This is a genomic window from Paraburkholderia caledonica NBRC 102488, from assembly GCF_000685095.1.
GTDB lineage: Bacteria > Pseudomonadota > Gammaproteobacteria > Burkholderiales > Burkholderiaceae > Paraburkholderia > Paraburkholderia caledonica.
In genome coordinates this window covers 363538-384241 of record NZ_BAYE01000005.1, presented here as the reverse complement: position 1 = coordinate 384241, position 20704 = coordinate 363538, and the positions used below count along the sequence as shown (strand labels likewise).

Genomic DNA, 20704 nt, shown 5'->3' with positions numbered 1-20704 from the left:
CGCGCGATGACCGATCTTTCTCACGCACGTCCGACCGGCGAAAGCTCCGCGTTCGACGGCGAATCATCGACATTCAAGCGCCACGCGCCGCTGCGCAAATTCTGGTTCGACGAGGGGCCGCCGCGCGAAGGCGTCGCCGAAGAGCGGCGTTACCGTCAGGGGCGGCTCGCGGTCGCGTTTCGGCTCTTCGCACGCTACGGCTTCGATCAGGGGCTCGCCGGTCACATCACTGCACGCGATCCCGAATGGCCCGATCACTTCTGGGTCAATCCGTTCGGCAAGCACTTCGGTCGCATCCGCGTATCCGATCTGTTGCTCGTCAATTCGCAAGGCGAGATCGTGGTCGGCGAGGGGCCCGTGAATCAGGCCGCTTTCGCGATTCATGCGGCGATTCACGAGGCACGTCCCGAGGTGGTCGCGGCCGCGCACACGCATTCGTTGTACGGCAAGGCGTGGTCCACGCTCGGCCGCAAGCTCGATCCGCTGACGCAGGATTCCTGCGCGTTCTACCAGGACCACGCATTGTTCGACGATTTTCGCGGCGTCGTGCTCGATACCGACGAAGGCGCGCGCATCGCTGCGGCGCTCGGCGGCAATAAAGCGGTGATTCTGAAGAACCACGGCATCCTGACGGCGGGTCCGAGCGTCGAAGCGGCGGCCTGGTGGTACATCGCGCTCGACAACGCCTGCCACGCGCAATTGCTCGCCGAAGCGGCCGGCGCGCCGCAAGCCATTCCTCACGAGATGGCGGCGCTTACGCACGAGCAGGTCGGCCGAGCGAACGGCGCTTTGTTCGCCTTTCAGAGCCTGCTCGAAGGCCTCGTGGAAGCGGAGCCCGACGTGCTGACTTAAGCGTCTTTGCGGGGATCTCGCGGTTCATCGCAGCGCCGCTGCGCCGCCGCGCCTAAATGGCACAAAGGCGGGCGAAGGTACGCAACGCCGGGCGACGGGCGGGGCAACCAAGGTCGAGCGGCGTGCCGAACTCGCACCGCTTTGGCCCGATTCTTCAACGCGGCGCTCGCTGCAGGTGCGCGAAGCGACTAGTGCCTCCCGCGCGCCGGACTTCCACATTATTCTGTCAAGCTATCCATGACCCAGACTCTGAGGCATGACCGGCTGCGCGCGTTCGCCGGCCGGATTGCGTCGCTCGTCGACGACCAAACGCCCGAAGCCGCGCTGCTCGAAGCGGGCGCTGTTGCGCTGCGCGAACTGATTGCGCACGACGACTGGCTGCCCGATGCTTTCGCGCGGCCCGACCCCGAGCGCTACCAGCAGTTTCTCTTGCATGCGGACTCGCGGCAGCGTTTTTCGATCGTCAGTTTTGTCTGGGGGCCGGGGCAGGCGACCCCCGTGCACGATCATACGGTTTGGGGGTTGATCGGCGTGCTGCGTGGCGCGGAAATTGCGCAGCATTACTGTGCCGCGCCGCATGGCGAGCTGGTCGAAGACGGCGCACCGCAGCGCCTCGATACCGGTGCTGTGGCTGCGGTGTCACCGCGCATCGGCGATATTCATCGCGTGCGCAATGCATTTGGTGACCGTACGTCGATCAGCATTCACGTGTACGGTGGAAATGTCGGAGCGGTGAGCCGCTCCGTTTATCCGTGCGGCGGTGGCCGCAAAAATTTTGTGTCCGGCTACTCGAACGACGTGTTGCCGAACATCTGGAATGTGTCAAAGGAGTCTCCGATCTCATGACATTCGAAAAAGATTTACGTACCCGATCTTATGCAGACGTGCGCCGCGCACTGCTCGAACGCGAGGAAATCGCGCTCGTCGATGTGCGCGAGGAAGATCCGCACGCGCGCAGTCATCCGTTGTTCGCCGCGAACCTGCCGCTGTCGCGGCTCGAACTCGATGCGCCGGTGCGCCTGCCGCGCCGCGACGTGCCCATTGTCGTGCTCGACGACGGCGAAGGGCTCGCCACTCGTGCGGCGGAGCGCCTTGGGAGCCTCGGCTACACCGACGTCGCGCTGCTCGAAGGCGGTTTGCAAGGCTGGCGCAAGGCCGGCGGTGAGCTGTTCCAAGACGTCAACGTGCCGAGCAAAGCGTTCGGCGAACTGGTGGAAAGCGTGCGCCACACGCCTTCGCTGCCGGCGCAGCAAGTGCAGGCGCTGCTCGATCGCGAAGAAAACGTGGTCGTTCTCGACGCGCGCCGTTTCGACGAATATCAGACAATGAATATTCCCGGTAGCATCAGCGTGCCGGGTGCCGAACTGGTGCTGCGCGCTCGTGAACTCGCGCCGGACCCCACGACGCGGATCATCGTCAATTGTGCGGGGCGTACGCGCAGCATCATCGGCGCGCAGTCGCTCATCAACGCGGGCGTGCCGAACCCGGTCGCCGCGCTGCGCAATGGCACCATCGGCTGGACGCTCGCGGGGCAGCCGCTTGCGCACGGCAGTTCACGCCGGCCGCATCCGGTCGTCGACGATACACTGCGCCTCGTCGCCGCCGACGGCGCGCGGGCGGTCGCCGATCGCGCGAAAGTAGGGCGCACGTCACGCGACGAAGCGCGCCGCTGGGCCGACGAGGCGGTACGCACCGTGTACCGCTTCGATGTACGCACGGCAGAAGAATATGAAGCGGGCCACGTGCCGGGCTTTCGCCACGCGCCCGGCGGCCAGCTCGTACAGGAAACCGAGATGTTCGCGCCGGTGCGCGGTGCGCGCGTGATCCTCGCGGACAGCGACGGCGTGCGCGCGAACATGACCGCGTCGTGGCTCGCGCAGATGAACATCGAGGTGTACGTGGTGGACGGTCTGACCGCCGCCGACTTCGCCGAAAAAGGCCACGCCCCTGCCGCTCGCCTCGCGCCCCAGCCACCCGCCGCCGACGAAATCGCGCCGGCGGAACTCGCCGCGCTCCTGCAGTCGCCCGGCACGGTCGTGCTCGATGTCACGAGCAGCGCGAACTATGTGAAGCGTCACATTCCAGGCGCGTGGTTCGCCATTCGCAGCGATCTGGAGAGGGCGGTGCACAAGCTGCCGGACGCCCAGCGTTATGTGCTCACATGTGGCAGCAGTCTGCTCGCGCGCTTCGCGGCGCCCGAGTTGGCGGCGTTGACCGGCAAGCCGGTGCAGGTGCTGACGGGCGGCACGGCGGCATGGATCGAAGCGGGTCTGCCCGTGGAGAGCGGCGAGACGCGGCTGGCGTCACCGCGCATCGATCGATATCGGCGTCCATATGAAGGCACCGATAACGCGCGCGAGGCAATGAACGCTTATCTCGATTGGGAGTATGGGCTCGTCGCGCAACTGGCTCGCGACGGCACGCATGGATTTCATGTGATCTGACGTTGGCGTTCAAGCCCGCGCTGCCGCTGCCGTAACGCGGGCTAAATCACCAACTGGCGACGAACCAGCGACCACAGTGAGAACTTGGACACGCCGCGCGCCTCAAGACGCGCGTTGCCTGCGCGCCTCCTTGAAGTGCCGTTCGATCGCCGCGCCGAACCGCTCGATCGGCCGCTGCAATTCATCAAGCAGACGTGGCATCTTCACGACGAGCCGCGAGGTGATTAGTGCGCCTGACGGCAACACGCGCGAAGCCATTTTTTCAAACCTCGCGGGCAATAAAAATTCGCATATTTGCATAGCAGAATAAGGCGTTTGTCTTAAACGAGCCGCTCGCTTATCGTCGCTGGAATCTCATTCGCAGGCCTTCCACATGACGCTATCCGGTTCTCTTTTCGCGACGTTCTCCGCGCTGCAACGCGCGCTTGCCGAAGCGCTCGCAGCCGCTGTGCTGGCGATTCCCGCTCTGCTATATGCAAGCGCATCAAATGCCGCCGATCTGCCCGTGCTCAAGGTCGGCGATCAATCGCTGCAAACGCGCGGCATTCTTGAGGCATCGGGCCAGTTGAAAGACCTGCCGTACAAGATCGAATGGTTCAACTTTCCGGCAGCGCAACCGCTTGGCGAGGCGTTGAATGCAGGCGCCGTGGATGTCGGCGGACTCGGAGACGCGCCACTCGTGTTCGCGCTCGCTGCCGGCGCGCGCGTGCGGGCCGTCGCCGCGACGCGGTCCAATCCGCTCGATCTCGCCATCGTGGTCGGTCCGCAATCGCCGCTCACCGAGGTCGCGAACCTGAAGGGAAAGCGCCTTGCCACGACGCGCGGCTCCATCGGTCATTACCTCGCGCTCGCCGCACTGAAGAAGGCGAATCTGTCCGCGAGCGACGTCACGTTTGTGTTCCTCGCACCGGCCGACGCCAAGGCCGCGCTCGCTTCGGGCAGCGTCGATGCGTGGTCCGTTTGGGACCCGTACACGGCGCTTGGCGAGTCGCGCGATCACGACCGCATCATCGCGAACGGCGTGGGTCTGTCCGAAGGGCTTAGCTATCAGGTTGCGACCGAGACCGCGATTGCGGCCAAGCGGGCACAGTTAGCCGACTTTCTGCGGCGCGTGGCGACTGGGCAGCGCTGGGCGCTGACGCATCCCGATGAAGTCGCGGCGATGCAGTCGCGCGTCACCGGCTTGCCGACCGACGTGTTGAAGACGGTCTATCAGCGCGGCCAGGTGCATCCGGTCGCCATAGACGATAGCGTCGTGACCGCGCAGCAGCGCACGGCCGACACCTACGAAGCAGCCAGCGTAATTCGCGCACATCTGGATGTGCGTGCGAGTTTCGACCGCAGTTTTCCTCTGCCCTGAGCGTTCTTCTGCAACGAAATCCTCTGCAAATTCGGTGTAAACGCGCTCTCGTCTAAACCGTCCGATCCCGTTAGATTAACGTCACCTGAAGGCTTATCGAGGGACCAGGACGGCCATACAAGCAGCGGTTCGTCACTTCCGGCGATGGCGCAAGGTGAGCGGCCAAGGTCGTTCATCGCCGCGCCGGAACCGGACCGCTGCGCGTCGTCCGCGCACTCATCCCGGTCTTTCGCATCTTCCGTAGTCCCTTCTTTCTACGCGTCACCTCCCGTATCGGTCGCGAGCACCTCATTGCCGCCGCGAGTCACGCCGACGCTTTCCACGGCGTCGCCTGTTTGCTTTCTGTTGCGACTGTTGCTGTTTGCAATAAACCTCGCTCAGACAGCCTGATCCTCCAGAAAACGCGTAACGTCCCGCGTTTTTCGCATGCGAGCACCGGCATCGCCCGATTTCGGCGCACCGGCGCGCGCTCGCGGTTTTTGCCGCACGAGGTTATCCTGTAGCGCGTTCCAAAGGATGTCCCTTTGGTGAATCACTACACGAGCGGTGCGCACAGTCGCGCTCGCATCGATACAGGAATTTCGCTGTGAGCCTGAAATTGCCTATTGCCGCCATGCTGGCCGCGTGCATCGCGCTCACTGCTTGCGACGACCAACAGAGCGAGCGCGCCGTGCAAAAAATCAAGGAACTGTTCAACGCGGTGAAGCCCGACGCGCTGCTGCTGAAAAACATGACACCGGGCGTCACGACCGAAGCGCAGATCCGCGAGCAGATGGGTAAGCCCGAAACCGAGCGCACCTATACGGACGGCTCCAAACGCTTCGAATATCCACGTGGTCCGCAAGGTTTGAATACGTACATGGTCGATATCGACCGTGACGGTAAGCTTCAAGCCATCACGCAGGTTCTGACCGCTGCGAACTTCGGCAAGATCCGCATCGGCATGAGCGAGGACGAAGTGCGACGCCTGCTCGGCAAACCGGGCGAAATCGCGGTGTTCCCGCTCAAGCCGGAGACGGTGTGGAGCTGGAAGTGGCGCGAGGGCGGTGTGACGGAAGAAGGCATTTTCAATGTGCACTTCGACCAGAACAGGAAGGTGTACACGACATCGCGCTCGGACGTGGTGCGCGGGCGCTAGAAGCAACGGCAAGACAGACGAATGGAAGGCGGGGAATCATGATACGTCGACGTCGATACAGCCGTATCGGGCTCGTGTTGGGGGGCGGCGCGGCTCGTGGCTGGGCGCATATCGGTGCGATTCGCGCGTTGCACGATGCGGGCATCAAACCCGACGTGGTGTGCGGCACATCGATCGGCGCGCTGGTCGGCGCCGTGTATGCGAACGGCGACCTCGACTGGCTCGAGGAGTGGGTGTCGCGCCTCACGTGGCAGACGGTCGTGCGACTGCTCGACTTGCGTCTCTCGGGCGGGCTGCTCGGCGGGCGCAAGGTCATCCAGCTTTTCGCCGACAAGTTCGACGGCCGTTCGATCGCGCAGCTGAACATGCCATTCGCGGCGGTCGCCACCGAACTCGATTCGGGCCGCGAGAGCTGGCTGCAGGATGGTAGCGTGGTCGACGCGGTGCGCGCGTCCATTGCGATTCCCGGCATCTTCACGCCGGTTTGGCACAACGGCGTATGGCTCGTGGACGGCGGGCTCAGCAATCCGGTGCCGGTGTCGGTCGCGCGCGGCATGCGGGCGGACTGTGTGATCGCCGTCGATCTGAACAACGACATTCTCAACGGCCGCGATTTCGGCGGCGCGGTGGTGGACACCCCGGCTATCGATCCCACCGCACCGCCGCCCGTGTCGCTGCGCCGTAACGGCAAGCCCTGGCCGCGCTGGCTCGCGCCCGCCGAGGAGCGCGTCACCGACGACGTTCGCGTGCCGCCTGCGCCGAGCGCACGCGTGCCTTCAATGCTCAGTTCGATCGCCCAAAGCATCGACATCATGCAGGTTCGGATTACACGAAGCCGTCTCGCCGGCGAGCCTGCGGACATTCTGATTCAGCCGCGTCTCGGCGGCATGGGCATTTTCGACTTTCACCGCGCGGCGCCGGCCATCGAGGAAGGGCGCGCGGCAGTCGAATATATGCTGCCGGCGATTCGCGCGCGGCTCGGCATCGAATAGTGGCGGCGCGCAATACGCGTTCGCGCCGCGTTAAGTGCGACCCTTCGCCCTGCGCGAAGCCCGCGCCCGTCTATCGAAAAAGCGACCTCAAACTTGCGAAATCGCAGCGGCCACGGTTGCCCGCGTGGCGGCCCGTATCGCCCGAGGCGCCCCCGTACCAAGCGCCGTCAGCCGTACCGCGCTGTCATTGCCGGTTTGCTGCGTCGCAGCAAATGTCGCGCCGGCCTTTGAGAATTTAATTTTCGCTTGCGAGACTCCGCGCCATGCAGGATGAGTCGGGGCGCTAGCCGACGACATCCCTAGGAATTCAACGAACCTGGATGGAGACACGCGTGGTGCTATACGGCTTTGGTCCGGTATTACTGGCCGGCACGATCCAGACGGTCGAACTGTCGGTCCTTTCACTCGCGGCCGCCGTGGTGCTCGGCCTCGCCGGCGCGGCGGCGAAACTTTCGTTCAACCGTCCGTTGCGCGCGCTCGCCACCGGCTACACGACGCTGATCCGCTCGGTGCCGGACCTCGTGCTGATGTTGCTGCTCTTCTATAGCATCCAGATCGCGGTCAACAATCTGACCGACGCGCTCAATCTGCCGCAGTTCGACATCGACCCGTTCGTGGCGGGCGTGCTGACGCTCGGTTTCATTTACGGCGCGTACTTCACCGAGACGTTTCGCGGCGCTTTTCTCGCGGTGCCGCGCGGGCAGCTGGAAGCGGGCAGCGCTTACGGCATGAGCGGTGCCCGCGTGTTCGCACGCATCCTGTTTCCGCAGATGATGCGTTTCGCGCTGCCGGGCATCGGCAACAACTGGCAGGTGCTCGTGAAAGCGACGGCGCTGGTGTCGATCATCGGTCTCGCCGATGTCGTGAAGGCTGCGCAGGACGCAGGCAAAAGCACGTTCAACATGTTCTTCTTCATTCTGATCGCCGCGCTGATCTATCTGGCGCTGACGACCGTCTCGAACCTCGCGCTGATCTGGCTGGAACGCCGCTATTCGATCGGCGTGCGGCACGCGGAGCTTTAAGACCATGATCGACATTCTCAACCAGTTCTGGCGCGCGTTTCTCTACTGGGACGGTCAGCGCATATCCGGCCTTGCGGTCACGTTGTGGCTGCTGGTGGCGTCCGTCGGTATCGGCTTCTGTCTCGCGATTCCGCTGGCGGTGGCCCGCGTGTCGAAGAAGCGCTGGCTTTCCACACCGGTGCGTCTTTACACTTACGTGTTTCGGGGCACGCCGCTGTACGTGCAATTGCTGCTGATCTATACCGGCATGTACAGCCTTGAATTCGTGCGTTCGCATCAACTGCTCGATGCGTTCTTTCGCAGCGGTTTTCACTGCGCGATTCTGGCGTTCGCGTTGAATACCTGCGCATACACCACGGAGATTTTTGCCGGCGCGATCCGCTCGACGTCGCACGGTGAAGTGGAAGCGGCACGCGCCTATGGCATGAGCTGGTTCACGATGTACCGCCGCATTGTGATACCGTCCGCGCTGCGCCGCGCTTTACCGTTGTACAGTAACGAAGTGATCCTGATGCTGCATGCCACGACGGTCGCGTTCACGGCCACCGTGCCAGACATCCTGAAGGTCGCGCGCGACGCGAATTCGGCCACCTATCAATCGTTCGACGCGTTCGGTCTGGCCGCGCTGATTTATCTCGTGGTGTCGTTCGCCCTCGTTGCGTTGTTCCGCCGCGCGGAGCGTCACTGGCTGGGTTACCTGGCGGTGCGCACGCATTGAGCGCGCCTTGTTTGCAGCAGGCGGTGCGATAAAAGCGCGCCGTCGACGTTCGATCCGTATATTCACAGGGAGAGCATCTTGCTCCACACCACGCAAACCGAAGCTTGCAAGCTCGCCGTGCAGGACATCCACAAGCGCTACGGCGACAACGAAGTGCTCAAGGGCGTATCGCTCAATGCGAACAAGGGCGACGTGATCAGCATCATCGGCGCGAGCGGCTCGGGCAAGAGCACCTTCCTGCGCTGCATTAATTTTCTCGAGCGGCCGAACGCCGGGCAGATCGTCGTCGACGGCGAAGCGGTCAAGACGAAAGCCGACCGCGCCGGCAATCTGGAAGTGGCCGATCACAAGCAATTGCAGCGCATCCGCACGAAGCTCGCGATGGTGTTCCAGCACTTCAACCTGTGGGCGCACATGAACGTGATCGAGAACATCGTCGAGGCGCCTATTCATGTGCTCGGTTTGCCGCGTCGCGAAGCCGAGGAGCGCGCGCGCGAATATCTCGAGAAAGTGGGCCTCGCGCCGCGTCTGGAAAAACAATATCCGTCGCATCTGTCGGGCGGTCAGCAGCAGCGCGTGGCGATCGCCCGTGCACTGGCAATGGACCCTGACGTCATGCTGTTCGACGAGCCCACTTCCGCGCTCGACCCCGAACTGGTCGGCGAGGTGTTGAAAGTCATGCAGAAGCTCGCCGAAGAAGGGCGCACGATGATCGTCGTCACGCACGAAATGGGTTTCGCGCGCAACGTGTCGAACCATGTGATGTTCCTTCATCAGGGCCGTACGGAAGAAGAAGGCCTGCCCGCCGAGGTGCTGAGTTCGCCGCGCAGCGAGCGGCTCAAGCAGTTCCTCTCCGGCAGCCTGAAGTAACGCTCGCCGTCTTCTATCTGATCGATGGCTCGCACGTCCAGCCCCGCACGCACCATGCAGGTTGCAATCGTGGCATTGCCGCCTGTGTCGATGTCGGGCGTCGGGCCGATTGTCGACGCGCTCAATCTCGCCAATGAAATCGACGGCCGCGCGCTGTACCGCGTGCAGGTGTACTCGTGGGACGGCCGCGCGGTGCCGTTGGCGGGCGGCGCGCAATGGCCGGCCGACGTGGCCTTCGGCGACGCAGTGGTATGCGACTGGCTGATCGTGGTCAGCGAACGGTTCCAGCAATTCGCCGACTACCGCCTGTTTCTCGCAAGTTTGTCGCGCGTCGGGCAACGCACGCCGCTTGTCACCGGCATTCATCACGGCGTGTGGTGGCTTGCAATGGCGGGCCAGTTGTCGGGCTATCGCGTCAGCGTGAACTGGGAAACGTATCAGCAGTTTTCCGAGCAGTTCGAGCGCTCCATCGTCACCCAGCAAATTTTCGAAATCGACCGCGATCGCGCCACTTGCGCGGGCGGGCAGGCGACCGTCGACTTCATGCTCGCGATGATCGGCCGCGAGCACGGTCCGGAGCTCGCGGATCGCATCGCGGATACGCTTGGCGTCGGCGTGTTGCGCGCGGGCGAGGAGCGTCAACGCATACCGTTCGTGACGGCGCCCGGCGAGCGTCATCCGCGCCTGAACGATGCGTTGTTGCTGATGGAAGCGAACATCGAGGATCCGCTCACCACCGACGAAATCGCGGGGCTCGTCGGCGTTTCGCGACGCCAATTGGAGCGCCTCTTTCGCCAGTATCTCGGCTCGATGCCGTCCAAATACTATCTCGGCTTGCGCCTTTCGAAGGCGCGCACGCAATTGCAGCGCACCAGCAAGTCGGTCGTGCAGATCAGTCTCGCTTGCGGGTTTTCGTCGGCGGCGCACTTTTCGAATGCATATCGCGAACGCTTTGGTGTGACGCCTCGCGAGGACCGCCGCAACTGGATCGACAAACAGACCGGCGCAAGCGGCGCCGCAGCCAGCGAGCCGCGCGCGGGTGCGCTGATCGAGCCGCCGGATAGGGGCGACTGAAGGGCGGCAAGCAGGCGACAAGCAGGCGGCAAGTGTTGGCGTCGGTTGGCGATGCAGCTGGTCAGCAAGCGTGTGGCCTCGCATGCCGCGCGGAAGCTCATAGAAAGCGTCGCGTATGCGCAAGACGTAACGCGTGCGGTTTCCTACACTATCTGTACTACCTCTCACCCGTAACGAGGATTTGCCATGAACGACCTGACTGTGACACGCAAGACCTTCGACGAAGTCATGGTGCCGGTATTCGCACCCGCCGCCTTCGTGCCGGATCGCGGTCTCGGCTCACGCGTCTGGGATACGCAAGGCCGCGACTATATCGACTTCGCCGGCGGTATCGCCGTCACCGCGCTCGGTCATGCGCATCCCGAACTGCTGAAAGTCCTGCATGAGCAGGGTAGCAAGCTCTGGCACATCGGTAACGGCTACACCAACGAGCCGGTGCTGCGTCTCGCCAGGCGTCTCGAAGAACTGACGTTCGCCGACCGCGCTTTCTTCGCGAACTCGGGCGCGGAAGCGAACGAAGCCGCGTTGAAACTCGCGCGCCGCGTCGCATTCGAGCGTCATGGTGCCGACAAATACGAAATCATCTCGTTCACGCAGTCGTTCCATGGCCGAACGTTCTTCACCGTCAGCGTGGGCGGTCAGCCGAAGTATTCGGAAGGCTTCGGGCCGGTGCCGCAAGGCATCGTTCACCTGCCGTACAACGACATACAGGCCGCGCAAAAGGCGATCGGCGCGAAGACCTGCGCGGTTATCGTCGAACCGATTCAAGGCGAAGGCGGCGTCATTCCCGCCGATCCGGCGTTCCTCAAAGCGCTGCGCGAAGCCTGCGATCAGCACGGCGCGCTGCTGATTTTTGACGAGGTACAAACAGGTGTGGGCCGCAGCGGCTACTTCTACGCGTATCAGGACACGGGGGTTACGCCCGATATCCTGACCACCGCGAAGGCGCTCGGCAACGGCTTTCCGATCGGCGCGATGCTGACCACGAACGAACTCGCTGCGCACTTCAAGGTCGGCGTGCATGGCACGACTTACGGCGGCAATCCACTCGGCTCCGCCATCGCGGAAAAAGTGGTGGAGCTGGTCAGCGATCCGAAGCTGCTCGAAGGCGTGCGTACCCGCAGTGAAGTGCTGAAGGGCCACCTCGCCAAGCTCAACGAGCGCTTCGGCCTGTTCGACGAGGTGCGCGGCAAGGGCCTGTTGATCGGCGCGCAACTGACCGACGCGTACAAGGGTCGCGCGAAAGACTTCGTCACGGCGGCCGGCCAGCATGGCGTCATCATGCTGATGGCAGGACCGGACGTGCTGCGCTTCGTGCCGTCGCTGATCATGCCGCTCGACGACATGAACGAGGGCTTCGAGCGTCTTGCGAAAGCAATCGCGGACGTTGTCGGCGTGAAGGCCGAAGCTGCGTCCAGGTGAACGGCGGTTTCAACGGTTCCAACGCTCCGCATTCGCTCATGCGTCACATTGAACAGGAACGATGATGCTCTTCGTACGCCCCGGCCGCCTCGCCGATCTCGATGCGCTCGAACATATGGCGCGCACCGCGCAACCGGTGCTGCATTCGCTACCGCACGACCGGCGCGCGCTCGAAGCACGCGTCGCGTTGTCAGAAGACTCGTTTCGCGCGGAGGTCGATTTCCCGGGCGAGGAGTTCTATCTGTTCGTGCTCGAAGATTCGGAGAGCGGCAAGCTGATGGGCACGGCGAGCATCGTTGCCGCCGCGGGTTACTCCGATCCGTTCTATGCGTTTCGCAACGACGCGCTGATCCATGCATCGCGTGAACTGCACGTGAACCGCAAGATTCACGCGCTCACCATGTCGCACGAGCTGACCGGCAAGAGTCGGCTCGCAGGCTACTACATCGACCCGTCGCTGCGCGGCGACGCCGCCGCGCATCTCATGTCGCGCGCACGAATGATGTATATCGCGGCCAATCGCAAGCGCTTCACACCCGAAGTGTTCTCGCTGCTGCTAGGCGTCACCGACGAGAACGGCGTGTCGCCGTTCTGGGAAGCGGTAGGGCGCAGGTTTTTCGGCCGCAATTTCGCCGACATCGAAATCGAGTCCGGCGGGCGTAGTAGAACGTTCATCGCCGAAGTCATGCCGACGTACCCGATCTATGTGCCGTTGCTGCCGGAAGCGGCGCAGCGTGTGCTGGGCGAGCCGGATTCGAAGGCTCTGCTCGCGTATGAGATACATCTCGAAGAAGGGTTCGAAACGGATCGCTTCATCGACATCTTCGACGCGGGGCCGGTGCTCACCGCGCAAGTGGACCGCAGTGCCTGCGTGACGCTCAATGAAACACGGGTGGCGCACGAGGCGGCGGCCGGGGCGAACGGCTCGACGTATCTGATCGCCCACAACGGCGGGGAGGGTCAATTCCGCTGCGTGCTCGGCGAGTTGCCCACGGCGAGGAACGAAGGCGCGCCGCTCGCCCAGCCGGCGCGTGCGGCGCTCGGCGTGCAGGACGGCGATACGGTGCGCTGCGTGCCGCTGCATCGACCGGAAACGAATGAACAATCGGGAGACGCGCAATGATCGTCGTTCGCGTGGTGCAACGAGGCGATGTCGACGCGTTGATGCGGCTCGCGCAGGAAACCGGGCCGGGGCTCACCACCTTCAAGCCGGATCGCGACGCGCTTGCGGCGCGAGTCGAACGCGCGCGCCGCACGATGGAAGACAAGGCCGAGCCGCATGAAGCGGGCTACTTCTTCGTGATGGAAGACACCGCGACCGGCGACGTGGCCGGCGTGTGCGGAATCGAAGCGGCGGTCGGTCTGCAGCAGCCGTTCTACAACTATCGCGTGAGCACCGTGGTACACGCGAGCCAGGACCTGGGCATCTGGACGCGCATGCGCGCGCTGAACATCTCGCACGACCTGACCGGCTATGCGGAAGTATGTTCGCTGTTTTTGAGCCCGCGATATCGCACGAGCGGTGTGGGCGGCTTGCTGTCGCGCTCGCGCTTCATGTTCCTCGCGCAGTTTCGTGAGCGTTTTCCGCAGCGCCTATGCGCGGAATTGCGCGGGCATTTCGATGCGGAAGGCACGTCGCCGTTCTGGCGCGCGGTCGGCTCGCACTTCTATCAGATCGATTTCAACGCGGCGGACTATCTAAGCTCGCACGGACGCAAAGCGTTCCTTGCCGAACTGATGCCGCGTTATCCGGTGTATGTCGAGTTGTTGCCGCAAGAGGCGCAGGAATGCGTCGGCCTCACGCATAACGACACGATTCCGGCGCGCCGCATGCTCGAAGCGGAAGGGCTGCGCTATGAGAACCACGTCGATATTTTCGATGCCGGTCCGGTGCTCGAATGCCACATCTCCGACTTGCGCACGGTGCGCGAAAGCGTGCTGGTGCCCGTCGAGATTGCCGACGTACCGGAGGGCGCGGCGCAGGATGCACCGCGCTCGATGGTGTCGAACACGTCGCTCGGCGATTTTCGCGTGGGCGTGGCGGCGGGCGTGCCGCAAGACGGCGTGTTCCGCATGAATGCGACAGAAGCGTCGGCGCTGGGCGTCAAAGCAGGCGACCCGGTTCGGGTGTTGGCGCTGAAACACAAACAAGGATGATCATGAGCGAGCTTTTCATCGACGGCGAATGGGCCGCCGGCACAGGACCCGCATTCGCGTCGCGCAATCCGGGCACGGGCGCGACGGTGTGGGAAGGCAATAGCGCCTCCGCAGACGACGTGGACCGCGCGGTGCGCAGCGCGCGCCGCGCGTTCGCAGCATGGTCCGCATCGAGCCTCGACGAGCGGTGCGCGGTAGTGCGCCGCTTTGCCGCGCTCGTCGCCGAACGCAAAGAGGCGCTCGCCGAAGCGATTGGCCGCGAAACCGGCAAGCCGCTGTGGGAAGCGCGCACCGAAGCGGCGTCGATGGCTGCTAAAGTCGAAATTTCGATTCAGTCATACAACGAGCGCACAGGCGAAAAGCGTTCGGCAATGGCGGACGGCACCGCGGTATTGCGGCATCGTCCGCACGGCGTAGTGGCGGTGTTCGGGCCGTATAACTTCCCGGGCCACTTGCCGAACGGGCATATCGTGCCGGCGCTGATCGCGGGCAACGCGGTTGTTTTCAAACCGTCGGAACTCGCGCCGGGCGTGGCGGCGCTCACCGTGCAGACGTGGCGCGACGCGGGCCTGCCCGCCGGCGTGCTCAATCTCGTGCAGGGTGAGAAGGACACGGGCATTGCGCTCGCGAACCACCGGCAGATCGACGGCCTGTTTTTCACAGGTAGTTCGGACACCGGAACATTGTTGCACAAGCAGTTCGGTGGACGTCCGGAGATCGTGCTTGCGCTGGAAATGGGCGGCAACAATCCGCTCGTGATCGGACCGGTGGCGGACCTCGACGCCGCCGTGCATCACACCATCCAGTCGGCGTTTCTGTCAGCGGGACAGCGCTGTACCTGCGCGCGCCGTATCTTCGTGCCGAACGACGCGTTCGGCGAGCGCTTCCTGGCGCGCCTCGTCGAAGTGACGTCGCGCATCAGCGTCGGCGAATACAACGCCGAACCGCAGCCTTTCATGGGCGCGGTGATTTCGGCGCGCGCGGCTTCGCGGCTCGTCGCCGCGCAGGAGCGTTTGCTTGCCGACGGCGCGCGCGCGTTGCTGAAGATGGAGCAACGCGATCCGAAGCTCGGTTTCGTCACGCCGGCTATTCTCGACGTGAGCGCTGTGAAGAATCTGCCCGACGAGGAGCATTTCGGACCGCTTGCGCAGATCATCCGTTACGACAGCTTCGACGAAGCGCTCGAAAAAGCCAACGACACCGAGTTTGGCCTGTCCGCAGGACTGCTCGCCGACGACGAATCGCTGTGGACGCACTTCCAGCGCACCATCCGCGCGGGCATCGTCAACTGGAACCGGCCGACTAACGGGGCTTCGTCGGGTGCGCCGTTCGGCGGACCGGGCCGTTCGGGCAATCACCGGCCGAGCGCCTATTACGCGGCCGACTACTGCGCGTACCCGATGGCTTCCGTCGAAAGCGCGCAACTGCAAATGCCCGCGAGCGTCTCGCCGGGCCTCCAATTCTAAGGATCGACGATGCAAGCCACTGAAGCCAATTTCGACGGTCTGGTCGGCCCGACGCACAACTACGCGGGGCTGTCGTTCGGCAACGTCGCGTCGCAGAACAACGAGAAGTCGGTTGCGAATCCGAAGGCGGCCGCGAAGCAGGGCCTGCGCAAGATGAAGCAGTTGGCCGATCTCGGCTTTCATCAGGGCGTGTTGCCGCCGCAGGAACGCCCGTCGATGCGTCTGTTGCGCGAACTGGGTTTTTCCGGCGACGACGCGACGGTGATCGCGCGCGTGGCGAAAAACGCGCCTGAGTTGCTGGCCGCCGCAAGTTCGGCATCGGCGATGTGGACCGCGAATGCCGCGACGGTGAGTCCGTCCGCCGATACGCACGACGGCCGCGTGCATTTCACGCCGGCCAATCTGTGCAGCAAGCTGCATCGCGCGATCGAGCACGAATCGACGCGCCGCACGTTGCGCGCCATTTTCAGCGACGCCGATCGCTTCGCGGTGCACGAGGCGCTGCCCGGCACGCCTGCGCTCGGCGACGAAGGTGCGGCGAATCACACGCGCTTCTGTTCCGAATATGGCACCCGTGGTGTCGAATTCTTCGTTTATGGCCGCAGCGAGTATCGTCGTGGGCCGGAGCCGAAGCGCTTCCCCGCGCGTCAAACGTTCGAGGCGAGCCGCGCGGTTGCGCACCGTCACGGTTTGCAGGACGAGGCCACGGTGTATGCACAGCAGAACCCGGAGGTGATCGACGCGGGCGTGTTTCATAACGACGTGATCGCGGTCGGCAATCGCAATACGTTGTTCTGTCATGAGCTTGCGTTCGTCGAGCAGAACGCGGTGTATGACGAATTGCGCGCGAAGCTCGCGGGTCTGAAGGCTCAGTTCAATGTGATCGAAGTGCCCGACGCGCAAGTGAGCGTGGCAGACGCGGTCTCGTCGTATCTGTTCAACAGCCAGTTGCTGACGCGCCCCGACGGCAAGCAGGTTCTGGTCGTGCCGCAGGAGTGCCGCGAGAATCCGCGCGTGGCCGCTTACCTGGACGATCTGACATCGCATACGGGTCCTATCGACGACGTGCTCGTGTTCGACCTGCGCGAAAGCATGAAGAACGGTGGCGGTCCTGCCTGCCTGCGCCTGCGTGTCGTATTGAGCGACGCGGAGCGCGCGGCGGTCACACAAGGCGTGTGGATCGACGACACGTTGTTCGGCCGTCTCGATTCGTGGATCGAAAAGCATTATCGCGACCGTCTCGCCCCGGCCGATCTTACCGATCCGCAACTGCTCGTCGAATCGCGCAGCGCACTCGACGAACTGACGCAGATCCTCAGACTCGGGTCGCTTTATGACTTCCAGCGCTGAACGCCACGCGCAGCACGCGATGCTGGACGATTTTCTCGCGTACACGCTCGCGGGCACGCGGCCTTCCACGAACGAAACACAAGGTAGGTGTGCCAGCGGCGTGCGCTGGTCGTGGCTCGACGACGGCGTTCTGTTGATGGAGCCCGCGGCGATTGCGGCGAACACGCGCAGCGTGCTGGCGTCGGCGGGCGTGCATGGCGACGAGACCGCGCCGATTGAACTGCTGTCTTATCTCGTGCGCGACATAGCGCGTGGCGAGGCTGCGCTGACGTGCCGTTTGCTGGTGATTCTCGGCAATGTCGATGCAATGCGCGACGCATGCCGTTATCGCGACGACGATCTCAACCGCCTCTTCAGCGGCCGGCATCTGCAGTTGCCGCACAGTTACGAAGCGCCGCGCGCGGCCGCGCTCGAACAGGCGGCGACGCAGTTCTTCGCCACCGCATCGCGGCAGCCTGGAGCACGGTGGCACATCGACATGCACACGGCAATCCGCGCGTCCGCGTTCGAGCGCTTCGCGTTGCTGCCGCATACCGGCAGGCCGTTTTCGCGCGCGATGTTCGAGTGGCTTGCAGAGGCACGCATCAGTGCCGTGCTTTTGCACACCACGAAGGGCAATACGTATTCGCATTTCACCGCGCAAGCGTGCGAAGCCGAAGCGTGCACGCTCGAACTGGGCAAAGTGCGCCCGTTCGGCCAGAACGACCTGACGCGCTTTGCCGGCGCGGACGCGGCCTTGCGTCAACTGCTCGCGGGCACGAGTGGCCGCGAGCAGGCGGAACTGCCTCGCGCCTTCACGGTGATCGATCAGATCACAAAGCCGAGCGAAGCGTTCGAATTGCTGGTCGCGCCCGATGTCGCCAACTTCACGCCGTTCGGCAAGGGCACGTTGCTCGCGCGTGATGGCGACTATCGGTACGTCGTGCAACACGACGAGGAGCGGCTCGTGTTCCCGAACGCGGCCGTCAAGCCCGGCTTGCGCGCCGGGTTGATGGTGATAGAGACCACGCGCGACACGTTGGCGAAGCTCGTCTAACGGCGCGATCCGCATGAAAGGCGGCTGCATAGGCGTAGATGTTTTTGCGTGCACGCGACATCAAGTTGCAGGTTTGAATGTGCGCCTGAATCTGCGTTCCGCCTGGAGGCTTGGCTCCGTTGTCCGCAGGCGCGGCGCGGCCGCTTGTACAATCCCCGCCTCGCGGCTGCTGCGCTGCACCACATCGGCCGCACGAGTTTGAATCGCATTTTTGGCGCGGCAATCATGCCTGTCCGGATTCGGCTCTGTCTTGTTCAATACCGTAGAGGAACACCCGCAATGAAGATGAATTGGCGAAACACGGCCGCGCTCGCGCTGTTCGCGACCGCAACGGCGACAGTAACGGCAGGCTCCGCAGTGGCGGCGGACATCAAGGAAGTGCGCTTCGGTGTAGAGGCGTCGTATGCGCCGTTCGAATCGAAGTCGCCGTCGGGCGAGTTACAGGGTTTCGACATCGATGTGGGCAATGCTGTCTGCGCGAAGCTCAAGGCCAAATGCGTGTGGGTCGAAAATTCGTTCGACGGTCTGATCCCCGCGTTGCAGGCGCGCAAATTCAACGCGATCAACTCGGACATGACGATCACGGACCAGCGCCGTCAGGCAGTGGATTTCACGGACCCGATCTACACGATCCCGAATCAGATGATCGCGAAGAAGGGCAGCGGCTTGCTGCCGACGCCCGCGTCGTTAAAAGGTAAGCATGTCGGCGTGCTCCAAGGCACGATCCAGGAAACCTACGCGAAGGCGCGCTGGGCGCCGGCGGGTGTCGACGTCGTGCCGTATCAGACGCAAGACCAGATTTATGCGGACCTCGCATCCGGTCGGCTCGACGCATCGTTCCAGGACGCCGAGGCGGCGTCCAAGGGCTTTCTGAAGAAACCGCAAGGCGCGGGCTTCGAATTCGCCGGCCCCGCTGTCAGCGACGAGAAGCTGCTCGGCGCGGGCGTCGGCTTCGGCATCCGCAAAGGCGATGCGGCGCTGAAGGGCGCATTGAACCAGGCGCTGAAGGAACTGAAGGCAGACGGCACTATCGACCGTTTTGCGGCGAAGTATTTCGACGTGAAGGTCGTGCTGAAGTAACGCGTCGCCGCGCAACAACCTGAGAGGAACGGCCGCTAGTTGCGGCCGTTTTTTATTTCGGATTAGAACACCGGTTCTCTGCTATTACGAAATTTTTGCGGATATTGTTTTCTCGACATGCCCGTGCAAGACTGCCTGCGCTAAAATCGCCAGGCGTGCTGCCGTCGCAAACGATAAATTAGTCGCAATCTGTACGGTGGCGACGCCAGGACAGCGACAAGACGGGCATAAAGCGGCACGCATAAAGCAGTAATAAGGCAGCAGCAATAAGACAGCCAAAACAGCTACAGGCGCCGGCGCGTCGCGTCGCGGGGGACCAGAATGAGCACCATTGCAGTCGAAAATCCGGGCCATGCGGGCGCCACGGACGATGAGCAGTTGAACGCCAGCTTCGCACGGCAACCCATCCTCAATCGGGACGGCATGCTGTGCGGTTACGAGCTCAAGATACGCGCGCCGGAATTGCCGGCGGAACCGCTGCCCGACCTCGATCACGACCTCGACGCCGACGCTGAAAGCAACCCGGACAACGCCGCCGCCAAAGCAGGCCGCGCGCCCACGCCGGCGCAGCGCGCAGCGCGAGCGATCATCCGCGACCTCACGCAGAGCAATGTGCGCGGCGCACTGACCGGGCATCCGGCGTACATCGACATGAGCCGGGACATGCTGTTCGACGACGCAATCGAGCGGTTGCCCGCCGAGCGCTTCCTGTTCGAGTTGCCGCCCAATATGGAAGTCGACGACGAACTGATTGCGCGCATCGTGCTACTGCATGGCCGTCGCTACCGTTTCGTGCTCGACGAAGTGACGCAGCCCAACGAGACTTTCGCGAAACTGCTGCCCTATGCGGAAGCCATCAAGATCGACATCACGCGCGCACCCGCCGCGCTGTTGCCGAAGCTGACGAGCGTGCTCAAGTCGGCGGGCAAGCTGCTGATCGCATCGGGGCTCGACGCGCAAGCCGACTTCGAAACGGCGCATGGCCTCGGCTTCGACCGCTTCCAGGGGTACTTCTTCGCGCGCCCGCAAACCGCGCTGACCCGGCGCGTCAGCGCGCCACGCCATGCGCTGCTGAATCTGCTGCAACTGCTTGCGGGCGACCCGACGGTCGCGCAACTCGAAGCGGAGCTCAAGCTCAATCCCGTGCTGGTGATGCATCTGATGAAGCTCGCGAATTCCAGCGGGCTCGCAGTCGGTCATAAGGTGACCACGCTGCGCGAGGCGATCAACGCGACCGGCACCGACCGCATCGCGCGCTGGACGCAGTTGCTCCTCTACGCCGACGGCCGCAAGGTCGCGCTCGAAGACGATCCGCTGCTGCAACTCGCGGCGACTCGCGCGCGTTTCATGGAACTGGCGATCGAACGCTTGCCGGAAGCCGGCCGCGACGAAGCCGACGCAGCGTTTCTGACGGGTGTGTTTTCATTCGTCGACGCGGTGTTCGGCGGCTCGCTCGAAAGCACGTTGAATGTGCTCACGTTGTCGCGTCCGATCCAGGCGGCGATTCTGCAACGCGAGGGCGCGCTCGGTTTGTTGCTGGACACTGTCGAGGCGTTGGAAAACGGCTCGTGGGTCGAGCTTGCCGCACTCTGCGCACAGCTTGCGCCGTTGACGGTGGAAGAGGTCGCTCAAATGGGACTCGCCGCCGGCGCATGGGCAGGTGTCGCGGACCGCAGCGCGGAAGGTCTGGAAAGAATCGAGGACTAAGCTCAGAGATTTAAGC

General features: G+C 63.6%; 19 protein-coding genes. 18 read left to right on the top strand and 1 reads right to left on the bottom strand.

Annotation, left to right across the window (positions count from 1 at the left end):
* Window positions 1–6 precede the first annotated feature (6 nt).
* The 3 genes from BCA01S_RS13480 to BCA01S_RS13470 all read left to right on the top strand — a co-directional run bounded on the left by BCA01S_RS13480 (window position 7) and on the right by BCA01S_RS13470 (window position 3296).
* Window positions 7–852 (top strand): class II aldolase/adducin family protein, encoded by an 846-nt coding sequence (locus tag BCA01S_RS13480; RefSeq protein ID WP_027777336.1) that lies wholly within the window; start codon window positions 7–9, stop codon window positions 850–852.
* Between the two features lie 237 nt (window positions 853–1089).
* A complete protein-coding gene (locus BCA01S_RS13475; RefSeq protein WP_027777335.1) occupies window positions 1090–1698 on the top strand; it encodes a cysteine dioxygenase family protein in 609 nt (202 codons plus the stop codon).
* A complete protein-coding gene (locus tag BCA01S_RS13470) occupies window positions 1695–3296 on the top strand; it encodes a rhodanese-related sulfurtransferase (RefSeq protein ID WP_027777334.1) in 1602 nt (533 codons plus the stop codon). Before BCA01S_RS13475 ends, BCA01S_RS13470 begins: the two co-directional genes overlap by 4 nt.
* Before the next feature lie 102 nt (window positions 3297–3398).
* Here the strand turns inward: BCA01S_RS13470 and BCA01S_RS38715 are convergent, their stop codons facing one another.
* Window positions 3399–3554 carry a hypothetical protein gene (locus tag BCA01S_RS38715; RefSeq protein WP_174447045.1) on the bottom strand — a complete coding sequence of 52 codons (156 nt, stop codon included), beginning with the start codon at window positions 3552–3554 and terminating at the stop codon, window positions 3399–3401.
* A 115-nt stretch (window positions 3555–3669) separates the two neighbouring features.
* Here BCA01S_RS38715 and BCA01S_RS13460 point away from each other — a divergent pair, with 115 nt between their 5' ends.
* From BCA01S_RS13460 to BCA01S_RS13390, 15 genes are all read left to right on the top strand, one after another.
* The gene (locus tag BCA01S_RS13460) at window positions 3670–4656 is read left to right on the top strand and encodes an ABC transporter substrate-binding protein (RefSeq protein ID WP_027777333.1); all 987 of its coding nucleotides are present in this window, start codon (window positions 3670–3672) and stop codon (window positions 4654–4656) included.
* 586 nt (window positions 4657–5242) lie between these two features.
* Window positions 5243–5794 carry an outer membrane protein assembly factor BamE domain-containing protein gene (gene bamE, locus BCA01S_RS13455; RefSeq protein ID WP_027777332.1) on the top strand — a complete coding sequence of 184 codons (552 nt, stop codon included), beginning with the start codon at window positions 5243–5245 and terminating at the stop codon, window positions 5792–5794.
* 38 nt (window positions 5795–5832) lie between these two features.
* The gene (locus BCA01S_RS13450) at window positions 5833–6786 is read left to right on the top strand and encodes a patatin-like phospholipase family protein (protein WP_027777331.1); all 954 of its coding nucleotides are present in this window, start codon (window positions 5833–5835) and stop codon (window positions 6784–6786) included.
* Between the two features lie 332 nt (window positions 6787–7118).
* On the top strand, window positions 7119–7808 hold the full coding sequence (locus BCA01S_RS13445; protein WP_027777330.1) for an ABC transporter permease: 690 nt from the start codon (window positions 7119–7121) through the stop codon (window positions 7806–7808).
* Window positions 7809–7812: 4 nt separating this feature from the next.
* Window positions 7813–8526 carry an ABC transporter permease gene (locus BCA01S_RS13440; protein ID WP_020071452.1) on the top strand — a complete coding sequence of 238 codons (714 nt, stop codon included), beginning with the start codon at window positions 7813–7815 and terminating at the stop codon, window positions 8524–8526.
* Between the two features lie 78 nt (window positions 8527–8604).
* Window positions 8605–9396 (top strand): ABC transporter ATP-binding protein, encoded by a 792-nt coding sequence (locus tag BCA01S_RS13435; protein ID WP_027777329.1) that lies wholly within the window; start codon window positions 8605–8607, stop codon window positions 9394–9396.
* Window positions 9397–9420: 24 nt separating this feature from the next.
* Window positions 9421–10470, top strand: coding sequence for a GlxA family transcriptional regulator (locus tag BCA01S_RS13430; protein WP_027777328.1), 1050 nt, complete (start codon window positions 9421–9423; stop codon window positions 10468–10470).
* A gap of 186 nt (window positions 10471–10656) precedes the next feature.
* Window positions 10657–11892, top strand: a complete 1236-nt coding sequence (locus BCA01S_RS13425; protein WP_027777327.1) for an aspartate aminotransferase family protein — start codon at window positions 10657–10659, stop codon at window positions 11890–11892.
* Between the two features lie 64 nt (window positions 11893–11956).
* Complete coding sequence (gene aruF, locus BCA01S_RS13420) at window positions 11957–13015, top strand: arginine/ornithine succinyltransferase subunit alpha (protein ID WP_027777326.1); 1059 nt, start codon at window positions 11957–11959, stop codon at window positions 13013–13015.
* Complete coding sequence (gene astA / locus BCA01S_RS13415) at window positions 13012–14049, top strand: arginine N-succinyltransferase (protein ID WP_027777325.1); 1038 nt, start codon at window positions 13012–13014, stop codon at window positions 14047–14049. The genes aruF and astA overlap by 4 nt, the downstream gene beginning before the upstream one ends.
* Before the next feature lie 2 nt (window positions 14050–14051).
* On the top strand, window positions 14052–15515 hold the full coding sequence (gene astD, locus BCA01S_RS13410; RefSeq protein WP_027777324.1) for a succinylglutamate-semialdehyde dehydrogenase: 1464 nt from the start codon (window positions 14052–14054) through the stop codon (window positions 15513–15515).
* 9 nt (window positions 15516–15524) lie between these two features.
* A complete protein-coding gene (gene astB / locus BCA01S_RS13405; RefSeq protein WP_027777323.1) occupies window positions 15525–16865 on the top strand; it encodes an N-succinylarginine dihydrolase in 1341 nt (446 codons plus the stop codon).
* Window positions 16849–17901: a succinylglutamate desuccinylase gene (gene astE / locus BCA01S_RS13400; RefSeq protein WP_027777322.1), complete on the top strand. Its 1053-nt coding sequence runs from the start codon at window positions 16849–16851 to the stop codon at window positions 17899–17901. The genes astB and astE overlap by 17 nt, the downstream gene beginning before the upstream one ends.
* A 279-nt stretch (window positions 17902–18180) precedes the next feature.
* Window positions 18181–18981, top strand: coding sequence for an ABC transporter substrate-binding protein (locus BCA01S_RS13395; protein ID WP_027777321.1), 801 nt, complete (start codon window positions 18181–18183; stop codon window positions 18979–18981).
* Window positions 18982–19302: 321 nt separating this feature from the next.
* The gene (locus BCA01S_RS13390; protein ID WP_027777320.1) at window positions 19303–20688 is read left to right on the top strand and encodes an EAL and HDOD domain-containing protein; all 1386 of its coding nucleotides are present in this window, start codon (window positions 19303–19305) and stop codon (window positions 20686–20688) included.
* Window positions 20689–20704 lie beyond the last annotated feature (16 nt).